Genomic DNA, 10,542 nt, shown 5'->3' with positions numbered 1-10,542 from the left:
TATCTTAGTTCGTGTAGACGCATTAGTAAAAGCGAAAGTAGATGCAATCGTTATCGATTCAGCACATGGACATTCTCTTAACGTACTTAACACAATTAAGATGGTGAAAGAAAAGTATCCAGAATTACAAGTTATCGCTGGTAATGTGGCTACAGGCGAAGGAACAAGAGCACTAATTGAAGCAGGAGCAGATGCAGTTAAAGTTGGTATCGGACCAGGTTCAATCTGTACAACTCGTGTTGTTGCAGGTATCGGTGTTCCTCAAGTATCAGCAATAATGGACGCATATAGTGTAGCAAAAGAATATGGAATACCAGTTATCGCAGATGGTGGTATCAAATATTCAGGAGATATGACAAAAGCAATCGCAGCAGGTGCGAATGTATGTATGATGGGTAGTATCTTTGCTGGTTGTGATGAAAGTCCAGGAACATTTGAATTATTCCAAGGTAGAAAATATAAAGTATACCGTGGTATGGGTTCAATTGCAGCAATGGAAAATGGAAGTAAAGACCGTTATTTCCAAACAGATGCTAAGAAATTAGTTCCAGAAGGCGTTGAGGGTCGTGTAGCTTATAAAGGAACTGTTGAAGATACAGTATTCCAACTTATGGGTGGTCTTCGTTCTGGTATGGGTTACTGTGGATGCCCTACAATTGATGAATTAAAAGAAAATGGAAAATTCGTTAAGATTTCCGCAGCTTCATTAAAAGAAAGTCACCCACATGATATTCATATTACAAAAGAAGCTCCTAACTACAGCGTAGAGCAATAATATAAAGAATGAAACATAAGTTTATATAATAGTAAGGCACTGCAAACGAAAATGGTTTGTAGTGCCTTTTTGGATGGTGTTAATAGTTAAGATTTTCTTAATTGGTTGAAACATGGGGAAAGATGTGGAATAATAATAGTTAAGAATGCAAGGATGGAGCAAGTACAATGGGAAAAAAATTAACAAGGGTACAATATAGAAGAAAGAAAAAGTTAAAAAGGCTACTAGTACTGAGCAGTTTAATATTGGTATTTGTTACAGGGGTATGTCTCCTTGGCGGTGGAATTTCTAAGATTCTAAAAAAAGGAGTATTCCAAGCAAAGAGTAAACCAACATTAAAGATGGTAGAAGGCTTTTATGAAAGCCTTAATATAGAAGAGAGGTTACTTACACCGAATGAATATTCCAGACCAGAGATACCACTTAGTGAAGTAAATGGAGTGGTAATTCACTATACAGCAAATCCAGGAACAGATGCAGAAGCAAATCGAAACTATTTTGAAGGGCTTAAGGAAGGAAAAACGTATAGCAATGGAAAATACATTTACACAAGTAGCAATTATATCATTGGATTGAAAGGAAATATCGTACAATGTATTCCGTTAGATGAAGTTGCCTATGCATCAAATGGAAGGAATGAGGATACGATATCAATTGAAGTATGTCATCCCGATGAGACAGGCAAATTTTCAGAGAAGTCATATAAATCGTTAGTTAAACTTACTGCGTGGATTTGTTCGGAGTATAATTTGAAAAAGGAAGACATTATAAGACACTATGATGTTACGGGAAAGAATTGCCCTAAGTATTATGTGGAGAATGAAGAAGAGTGGGAGCAATTTAGAGATGATGTGTTTGAATTGATAGAAGAGAATGCAAAGGATAAGTAAAGAGAGTTACTCTTATAGATTGATAAAACTATAAGAGTAACTCTCTTTTGCTTATAGTAACGTTTATAAGGAAAGAGTAATTGTTTGATCGATCGGTGTGTATTTCGTGAACTTAATACCGGCAGAGGTAAGCATTCTCTTTGATGCGTGAACTGCTGGGGTATGCGCATACTTATCATCCATATAGATGATTTCTGAAATTCCCTTTTGGATAATGGACTTTGTACATTCATTACATGGGAAAAGCGTAACATATACTTTAGAGCCTTTAATATCACTACCAGTATAGTTAAGGATTGCATTTAATTCGGCATGGCAGACATAGAAGTATTTTGTGTCGAAAGGTTCACCTTCACGTTCCCATGGGTATTCATCATCAGAGCAGCCATATGGCATTCCGTTATATCCAACAGAAAGGATTTTGTTGTCTTGGCTAACAATACAAGCTCCAACGCTTGTACCAGGGTCTTTGCTTCTTTTTGCAGATAGTAAGGCGATTCCCATAAAGTAAGCATCCCAATTGATATAGTCTTGTCTTTTCATAAAACACCTCCAGTGATTGTAATTCATCTTTTATTTTATCATTGAAACCTATAGTATGTAAACAAATACAGAACAAAATATCAAGAAATAGTATGCTCACTGTTATGCGAGTTTATTCGCTTTGTGATAGAAAAGTAGGTGACTTTACATAAACTTAACATTCGTAAAATGTGAAGGTAACATTGGAGGTGTAAATTATGTAGTGTAAGGACGAGGTAATGAAAAAAGAGGCGAGTACAGAATTGTACTACAGAGAGTTGCCTTAAGCAGCAAAAGGGGCTGCCAGTTGCCTTACATTAAAAAAAGAGTTTTATAAAATGGAGGATAATAAAGAGATGAGATTAAAAAAATTAGTAGCATTATGTATGGTTGGAGCAATGGTATTTTCATTTGCTGGTTGTTCTAAGAACAACGCAAAGAACAATACACAAACACAAGGAAATGCAAAAGAAACAAATGACACAACAAAAGAAGATACAAAGGAAGAAGAACCTACAACACCAGAAGAAAAAACACCATAGCACACAGATAAATCTAATTTAAGTGTAACAATCGTTATCACAGGATCAACTTCAGTTGAAAAAATCTTAAACGATATGATTGATGAATTCCAAGCAATTAATCCCGATGTAACAATTAACTATACAGGAACTGGTTCATCAGCAGGTATTGCAGATACATTAGCAGGTAGCAATGATCTTGGTGCATCTTCAAGAGAAGTAAAAGATGAAGAAAAAGCAGATAACATGAAATCAGTAGTTTGGGCATATGATGGAATTGCTATCATCACAAACCCAGCTAACGCTACAGCCGATATCACATTAGAAAACCTTGCAAAAATCTACAGTGGTGAAATCACAAACTGGAATCAAGTTGGTGGAAGCGATGCTCCTATCGTATTAGTATCAAGAGAAGGTGCTTCAGGAACAAGAAGTGCATTTGAAGAATTAATCAAATTAGAAGATGCAGGCGGATTATCAGCAGATACTTCAGTAGTAGAAGGTAACGGTAACGTTCAAATGACAGTAGCAAGTAATGAAAACGCAATTGGTTATGTATCATTCTCATTCATTGACGATACAGTTAAAGCTCTTACAGTAGAAGGTGTAGAACCAACATCTGAAAACGCAAAAGCAGGTTCTTACCTATTATCTAGACCTTTCTTATTCGTATATGATGAAAATAACTACACAGCTCAAACACAAGCATTTGTAGAATTTGCAACTAGTGATGAAGGTCAATCTTATGTAGAAACTCACGGAGGCATTAGAATAGATTAATATGAAAACGACAAAGATACGTGAAAAAATAATTGAAGCATTTTTCTTCCTTTGTGCCATTATAAGCGTAATCAGCGTTGTAGCAATTATAGTATTTGTATTCTCCAAAGGACTTAAACCGTTCTTTGGAGAAAATGCATACAGTTTTAAGGATTTCATAACTGGTGTTCGTTGGGACCCAGAGAATAACGAATATGGTGTATTCTATATGATAGCTGGATCTGTATTTGCTACAGTTGGTGCGATTTTAGTTGGTGTTCCAATCGGATTATTAACAGCAGTATTTATTGCTGAAGTTGCACCAAAAAGCGTTGTGAAGATTATTAAACCTGCAATAGAATTACTTGCGGGAATTCCGTCTGTTATTTACGGAGCATTTGGTATGGGAATTATATTACCTATTATTAAGAAAATATCGCCACAACCACAAGGTCAGTCATTACTTGCAGTAATTTGCGTATTAACAATTATGATTTTGCCTACAATTATTACATTATCGGAAAGTGCTCTTATTGCTGTACCAAAGGCATATAGAGAAGCTTCCTTAGGATTAGGTGCTTCTAAGATGCAAACTATTTTCCGTACCGTAGTGCCAGCAGCAAAATCAGGTATTTTATCTGCTACCGTACTTGGTATTGGTAGAGCAATTGGTGAAACAATGGCAGTTATGATGATTGCAGGTAATGCAATTGGAGGAATACCAAAGAGTATTTGGGATAAGATACGTCCATTGACTGTTAATATCTCAATGGAGATGGGCTATGCATCTGGTAGACATCAAGAAATGTTATTTGCAACAGGTGTTGTTTTATTCGTATTTATTATGTTTGTTAATATAACAGTAATGCGTATTACACATAAAGCAAGTGAGAAAGGTTAAAATATGAAGATAGAAAAAAATCAATCACGTGTAATAAAAGATGCGATAGGCAGAATATTGCTATACCTAGCTTCTGCGATAAGTGTAATGATGTTAGTTGTTATTATTGGTTTCGTGTTTGTGAAAGGATTACCTGGCATTAATCTTAACTTTTTAGTGAGACAGTGGCAGGATAAAACTACGTTCATTAACGTAGAGTTAAAGAATACGGAAGATGATAATCTCTCTGATTCCTATATTGCTTCTCTAGGAGCATATGTGGAACAAGACGCAGAAGGTAATTTTTCAATTACAAAATTAGAAAAAAGCTCGCCTTTAAAAGATGCTAAGAATCTTAAAGGAAGTATGTATGAAATAAAAGTAGATGACGTTATTACGAAAGTAGTATCTAAGAATTCAAAAGATATGACATTAGAGGAGTTAAACAAAGAAATCAACGATGCAGCTATGGGTGGTGAAACATTAAAAGTCAAAGTTACACGTCCAGGTGGTGGTATTAAACCAATGTTGATATCAACGGTGTATATTATACTATTGTCATTAGGAATTGCAGCACCAGTTGGTGTATTATCAGCACTTTATCTTACAGAATATGCGAAAAAGGGAAAAATCCTAACGGTAATTCAATTTGCAATACAGATGTTAGCTGGTATTCCTTCTATTATCTATGGTTTGTTTGGTATGTTAGTTTTCGTACAAATGTTAAAGATGCAATATTCAGTATTAGCGGGTGCACTTACATTAAGTATTCTGTTATTGCCAACGATAATTTCAACAACTTCAGAGGCACTCAAGGCAATACCAAAAGGTTACAGAGAATCTTCTCTTGGTCTGGGAGCTACGAAGTTACAAACAAACTTTAAAGTTGTGCTACCAAATGCACTACCAGGTATTCTTGTAGCAATTATTTTAAGTATTGGACGTATCGTAGGTGAGTCAGCAGCACTAATATGGACGGCAGGTACAATTGCACAAGTACCAACAGCATTAACAGGTAATACAGCAGGTGCAGCAACATTAACTACAAAATTATATCAACTACTAAAAGAAGAAGGGGATATATCCTCAGCATGTTCCATAGCAGTTGTAATTATTGTACTAATCTGGGTATTGAATATTATATCAAAATGGATTACAAGACGATTTACAGTAAAAAACTAATATAGTGTGATATAGAAAAGGAGCTAATAAATGGAGAACAATGTGAAATTTCAAGTTCGTGATTTGGATTTATACTATAGTGATTTCCAAGCATTAAAGAAGATAAATATGGATATTATAAAAAATCAGATTACAGCGTTCATTGGACCATCTGGTTGCGGCAAATCAACATTTCTTAAAACAATTAACCGTATGAATGATTTAGTAGATGGCGTTCGAATTGAGGGTACAATCCAGCTAGATGGAGTTGATATCTATAAAGATATTGATGCTATTAAATTACGTTCAAGAGTAGGTATGGTATTTCAACAACCAAATCCATTCCCTATGAGTATCTATGATAATGTTGCATATGGTCCTAGAATCCATGGAATTAAGAAAAAAAGCCAGTTAGATGAGATTGTTGAAACAAGTCTGAAACAAGCAGCAATTTGGGAAGAAGTGAAGGACAAATTAAAAAAGAATGCGCAAGCAGTATCCGGTGGACAGCAACAAAGAATCTGTATTGCTAGAACATTAGCAGTAGATCCAGAAGTTATCTTAATGGATGAACCAACGTCTGCACTTGATCCAATTTCAACACTTAAAATCGAGGATTTAGCGGAAGAACTAAAAGAGAAATATACAATAATTATTGTTACGCATAATATGCAACAGGCAAGTAGAATTTCAGATAAAACGGCTTTCTTTCTACATGGAGAAGTGGTAGAATATGGTCAGACAAAGGAACTCTTTAACAATCCAAAAGAACAGAAGACGGAAGATTATATAACAGGAAGATTTGGTTGATTCTGTTTGGTTTTAATTAGGAGCGAACGTAACAAAAAATGATTTATAATTAAAGGAGATTAGGTATGACAAGACATATTTTTATGCAGGAATTACGTGAATTAAACCAGAATGTAATTCGCATGGGGAGCTTATTAGAACAATCTATCAATGATGTGATTATGGCGTTAGAAAAGTTAGATGAGTCTCTTGCGAGTGAAATTATTAAGAATGATGATATAATCGATGATTTAGAGCATCAAATCGAGAGAGAATGTATTACAATGATTGCAAAGCAACAACCACTTGCTACAGATTTACGTAAAGTGACTTCTATTATGAAGATTGTTACTGATATCGAAAGAATTGCAGACCACTGTGCAGATATTTCAGAATATATCATTATATTATGTGGACAGAGCAATGTAATTGCGCCTAAGAATCTAAAAGAAATGGTAGATGCCATGAAAGGAATGGTAATTGAGACAATTGATAGTTTTGTAGAAGTAGATAGAGAAAAAGCAAATCAAGTAATTGCCAAAGATGATATTGTGGATGATTATTTCTCAAGTATCAGTGATGAGTTAACAAAGATTATGCAAGGAAATAAGGAAGCTGTTCCTGCTTGTGTTAGTTATCTAATGATTATTAAATATTTAGAGAGAATGGCTGACCATGCAACGAATATCGCAGAATGGATTGAATATATTATTACAGGAAATATGATTGAAGGAAACTAGTCATATTAGCAGATAAGTGAGAGAAAGGGAGTAGACTTATGAGTACGAAGACAATTCTAGCAGTAGATGATGAACCACATATTTTGGAACTGCTTCAATACAATTTAGAGAGTGCGGGATATGAGGTGATCAAAGCAGAGACTGGAGAAGAGGCGATGGATTGTATCGAAAACCAATCGTATGAATTTGCAGTTATATTACTTGACTGGATGTTGCCAGGGATTGATGGAATTGAAGTTTTAAAACGAGTTCGTATGAATGAGAGATATAAGAACGTGCCAATTATTATGCTCACTGCTAAAAGTGATGAAATCAGTAAAGTAGTAGGATTAGAGATTGGTGCAGACGATTACTTAGCAAAACCGTTTGGTGTGCATGAATTAATGGCTAGAATGAAAGCGGTAATGAGAAGAAGCGGTGGAGTGCAGCCTACTGCTTCGAATGAACAGGAAGAAATTATTAAGATTGATACATTAGAGATAAATAAAACAAGACGAACCGTTGAAATTGATGGTAAAAGTGTAGAGTTAGCATTAAAGGAATATGAATTATTGTATTTACTTGCGAAAAATAAAGGAATTGTATTCACGAGAGAGAATCTACTTGAAAAGATATGGGGATATGATTATCTTGGAGAAACTAGAACTGTAGATGTTCATGTTCGTAATATCCGAAAAAAAATAGAGAAAGATGATACAACGCCTGTTTATATAAAAACAGTTCGAGGGATTGGATATAAATTTGGCTGATAAGGTTTATAGAAAGTAGTAGTAGCTGGTTATGTGAGAGAAAGGTAAGGGGTGCAATCGTGCAGAAGAAGCTGATGTTTTCTTATTTAATTATTATCCTTGCAGCAGTAGGGATATCGATGTTTGCATCATGGTCACGAGGATATCGTTACATGGCCGAACAAAGAGAAGAATATCACTTGATGCAAGCAGAGATGTTGGCGGATACATTCTCGGAAGCAACATTAGATTCATATGAGGCATTTGCGGACAAATATAGTCAGGAATATGGGGTACGTGTAACCATTATTGGAAAAGACGGTGAAGTTTATGCGGACTCGGAGACGGAAGAACGTTTAGAAAATCATGCAACGAGAGAAGAAATTGTTCGTGCCCTTGAAGGAGAGCATGTTACTGTCATTCGTTATTCGAAAACAATGGGAAAGAATTATGCCTACAGTGCAGTACCGATACATAATGGTGAGTTTGAAGGTGTAATGCGAGTTTCTTTGCCAGTATCAGAAATGACTGCTTTGAATAATGAGTTAATTGGTACAACTATGGTGACGGTAGTGTTGTGTATGATTGGAGCAGCGTTGTTGGCAGCATTATTTACAAGAACGCTTTCAAAGCCAATTGATGATATTACAAGAGCCGCAGAAGGAATTTCCTGTGGAGAATATGATACGAAAATCTATACAAGTGATACCCAACAGATTGGTCGTTTAGCGGAAGCTTTCAATCGTATGAGTGATAATCTAAAGACAAGTATACGTGCGCTGAAAAGAAGAAATATTGAATTTGATGCAATGTTAAAAAGTATGGCAAGTGGTGTTATTGCTATCGATAATAATGACATGGTTATGTTTACAAATGATGTATTCAGTCAAATGGTTGAGTGTAATAAGGATACGATTGAACGTCAACCATTCTATACATTTATGCGAAATGCAGTGTTATTTCAAATTATTACGGAAGTACGAGAAACGAAAGAGACTGTTGTACGTGAAGGAACGATTGCTTTAGTAAGTGAGAAGTTAGTTCGTGTAACGGCAACGCCTTTATTAAAGGAGAATGAAAAGAATCTAGGTATTCTGTTAATATTAGAAGATATTACACAGATTCGAAAGTTAGAAAATATGCGCCAAGACTTTGTATCGAATGTTACACATGAACTTAAGACACCATTAACGTCTATTCGTGGATTCGTTGATACATTAAAAGCAGGAGCAATTAAGGAAGAGCAAGTGGCAGTTCGTTTCCTTGATATTATTGATATTGAATCGGAGCGTTTGTCGAGTTTGATTAATGATATTCTGTTGTTATCTGAAATTGAATCAAAAGAGGAGCAGGAAATCATTCCATGCGATGTGAATACCGTAATTACCGATGTAATTGAACTGTTGCAACCTAAAATTGCAGATAAAGGTGTAAAAATTGTATATGAGGCAAAAGCAAATATAGATGAATATCCGGCTAAGGCAGATCGTATGAAGCAATTACTAATCAATCTACTTGACAATGCAGTAAAATATACAGAGGATGGAACAATTACAATTCAATGCGAAATGCAGAATGATAGATTGTATTTAAGTATCGAGGATACTGGCATTGGAATGGAAGAGGAACATCTGGAACGTATCTTTGAACGTTTTTATCGTGTTGATAAAGGGCGTTCAAGAAAGATGGGTGGAACAGGACTTGGTTTATCGATTGTTAAGCATATCGTAGAACGTTATAACGGAACGATTCGGATAGAAAGTAAATTAAATAAAGGCACAAAATTTATGATTTCATTGCCGTATTAAGATGGAGTTGTCCAATAGCATAAAAGACAAATGAGTTTTTATCTCATTTGTCTTTTATGCTATTTCAAAAATTCAATTATGAAGTATAATATTATAGATACAAGAATCAAAAGGTCATTATAGGAATTCGGAAGAATGTTTCTTGCGAATAAGATAATCAATAAGAAATAATAATAAACTACCAAGTATGACAAGTAGGATTATCCCAATGGCACAATACATAAAGAATTCTTCTGGGAGAAGATCAATGATAGGATCAGTTGCAGGGTCAAACATCCAATCGTCATTTCGAAATACAAGTTTATGAAAGAGAATAAACGTCTTCTCAAAGTTTAAAGCTGTCGCAATTCCAACAATAGCAGGTAAGACAATGATGGTAATGGCAGAAGTTCGTAGATAGGAGGTATTACGTCGTCTTTTCTTGTACAGAATAATACATAGGAGCAATACACCTGTTATTGCTGCAATATAATAAAATGAGACGAAAATAACTTTTGTTTCTTCAAAATGACTGATGCCACTTTCTGATGCTGGAAGTGAAGGGAATTCTAACTTTCCTTGATAGAAAGGAGAACAATAATCAATTAAGGCATCATAATTTTCGATAATAGTTTCTCGGTCTAATGAAGAATATTTCTCAAGTTCAAAATTGGTAATGTTGTTATAATAAATTGAGCGTGTATTCAATACAACGATTACGGAGATGGATATAAAGAATAGTGTGAATAGAATTCCAATTAAAATATTCGTCAACTTTGACTGCATTTGTTTCTTTTGGTGTATGTTCATGGTATGCTCCTTTGGTTTGGAATGGTTATAGGTAATTGCGAAACTCAATTTATGTTGTGTATGCTTCTTGCTTCACGTACATTAACACAAAACACGCGACACATCTAAGTACTTCTAGGTGTATACAGATAAAATATCCAAAAGTTACGGAAACGCCCTCGATTCGGCATCCTGCCTCAG

At 35.1% G+C, this 10,542-nt stretch carries 11 protein-coding genes and 1 pseudogene; 10 read left to right on the top strand and 2 right to left on the bottom strand.

Annotated features, from left to right (window positions below):
- Positions 1–775: IMP dehydrogenase (guaB, locus tag RMR19_RS20650; RefSeq protein WP_310605395.1), on the top strand; the 775-nt coding region annotated here is incomplete at its 5' end.
- 167 nt (positions 776–942) lie between these two features.
- Positions 943–1,665, top strand: coding sequence for a peptidoglycan recognition protein family protein (locus RMR19_RS20645; RefSeq protein WP_310605394.1), 723 nt, complete (start codon positions 943–945; stop codon positions 1,663–1,665).
- Between the two features lie 63 nt (positions 1,666–1,728).
- On the opposite strand, the gene RMR19_RS20640 is transcribed toward RMR19_RS20645, so the two are convergent.
- Positions 1,729–2,208 (bottom strand): deoxycytidylate deaminase, encoded by a 480-nt coding sequence (locus RMR19_RS20640; protein ID WP_310605393.1) that lies wholly within the window; start codon positions 2,206–2,208, stop codon positions 1,729–1,731.
- 335 nt (positions 2,209–2,543) lie between these two features.
- Between RMR19_RS20640 and RMR19_RS20635 the strand changes: the two genes are divergently transcribed.
- The 8 genes and pseudogenes from RMR19_RS20635 (at position 2,544) to pnpS (ending at position 9,573) form a co-directional block, all read left to right on the top strand.
- Entirely contained in the window at positions 2,544–2,729 is a 186-nt protein-coding gene (locus RMR19_RS20635) for a hypothetical protein (RefSeq protein ID WP_310605392.1), read from the top strand.
- Between the two features lie 27 nt (positions 2,730–2,756).
- Positions 2,757–3,488, top strand: a pseudogene (locus tag RMR19_RS20630) (phosphate ABC transporter substrate-binding protein); the annotation flags it as partial.
- 1 nt (position 3,489) lies between these two features.
- Positions 3,490–4,368: a phosphate ABC transporter permease subunit PstC gene (gene pstC, locus RMR19_RS20625; RefSeq protein ID WP_310605391.1), complete on the top strand. Its 879-nt coding sequence runs from the start codon at positions 3,490–3,492 to the stop codon at positions 4,366–4,368.
- A gap of 3 nt (positions 4,369–4,371) precedes the next feature.
- Entirely contained in the window at positions 4,372–5,529 is a 1,158-nt protein-coding gene (gene pstA, locus RMR19_RS20620) for a phosphate ABC transporter permease PstA (protein WP_310605390.1), read from the top strand.
- Between the two features lie 30 nt (positions 5,530–5,559).
- Positions 5,560–6,318, top strand: a complete 759-nt coding sequence (gene pstB, locus RMR19_RS20615; protein WP_310605389.1) for a phosphate ABC transporter ATP-binding protein PstB — start codon at positions 5,560–5,562, stop codon at positions 6,316–6,318.
- A 65-nt stretch (positions 6,319–6,383) separates the two neighbouring features.
- Positions 6,384–7,037 (top strand): phosphate signaling complex protein PhoU, encoded by a 654-nt coding sequence (phoU, locus tag RMR19_RS20610; protein ID WP_310605388.1) that lies wholly within the window; start codon positions 6,384–6,386, stop codon positions 7,035–7,037.
- Between the two features lie 38 nt (positions 7,038–7,075).
- On the top strand, positions 7,076–7,786 hold the full coding sequence (locus RMR19_RS20605; RefSeq protein ID WP_310605387.1) for a response regulator transcription factor: 711 nt from the start codon (positions 7,076–7,078) through the stop codon (positions 7,784–7,786).
- Between the two features lie 59 nt (positions 7,787–7,845).
- Positions 7,846–9,573, top strand: coding sequence for a two-component system histidine kinase PnpS (gene pnpS / locus RMR19_RS20600; RefSeq protein WP_310605386.1), 1,728 nt, complete (start codon positions 7,846–7,848; stop codon positions 9,571–9,573).
- 117 nt (positions 9,574–9,690) lie between these two features.
- Here pnpS and RMR19_RS20595 read toward each other — a convergent pair whose 3' ends face one another.
- Positions 9,691–10,362: a TIGR01906 family membrane protein gene (locus RMR19_RS20595; protein WP_310605385.1), complete on the bottom strand. Its 672-nt coding sequence runs from the start codon at positions 10,360–10,362 to the stop codon at positions 9,691–9,693.
- Between the last annotated feature and the right edge of the window lie 180 nt (positions 10,363–10,542).

This window comes from Anaerosporobacter sp., assembly GCF_031551385.1.
Lineage (GTDB): Bacteria > Bacillota > Clostridia > Lachnospirales > Lachnospiraceae > Anaerosporobacter.
The sequence above is the reverse complement of the archived record's forward strand: the minus strand, read 5'-3'. Positions and strand labels throughout refer to the sequence as shown.

What these genes read in the sequence shown, in the direction of transcription:
- pstB (WP_310605389.1), top strand. Translation starts at nt 5,560, where the DNA reads ATGGAGAACAATGTGAAATTTCAAGTTCGTGATTTGGATTTATACTAT.
- phoU (WP_310605388.1), top strand. Translation starts at nt 6,384, where the DNA reads ATGACAAGACATATTTTTATGCAGGAATTACGTGAATTAAACCAGAAT.
- RMR19_RS20640 (WP_310605393.1), bottom strand. Translation starts at nt 2,208, where the DNA reads ATGAAAAGACAAGACTATATCAATTGGGATGCTTACTTTATGGGAATC.
- pstC (WP_310605391.1), top strand. Translation starts at nt 3,490, where the DNA reads ATGAAAACGACAAAGATACGTGAAAAAATAATTGAAGCATTTTTCTTC.
- RMR19_RS20595 (WP_310605385.1), bottom strand. Translation starts at nt 10,362, where the DNA reads ATGAACATACACCAAAAGAAACAAATGCAGTCAAAGTTGACGAATATT.
- RMR19_RS20645 (WP_310605394.1), top strand. Translation starts at nt 943, where the DNA reads ATGGGAAAAAAATTAACAAGGGTACAATATAGAAGAAAGAAAAAGTTA.
- RMR19_RS20635 (WP_310605392.1), top strand. Translation starts at nt 2,544, where the DNA reads ATGAGATTAAAAAAATTAGTAGCATTATGTATGGTTGGAGCAATGGTA.
- RMR19_RS20605 (WP_310605387.1), top strand. Translation starts at nt 7,076, where the DNA reads ATGAGTACGAAGACAATTCTAGCAGTAGATGATGAACCACATATTTTG.
- pstA (WP_310605390.1), top strand. Translation starts at nt 4,372, where the DNA reads ATGAAGATAGAAAAAAATCAATCACGTGTAATAAAAGATGCGATAGGC.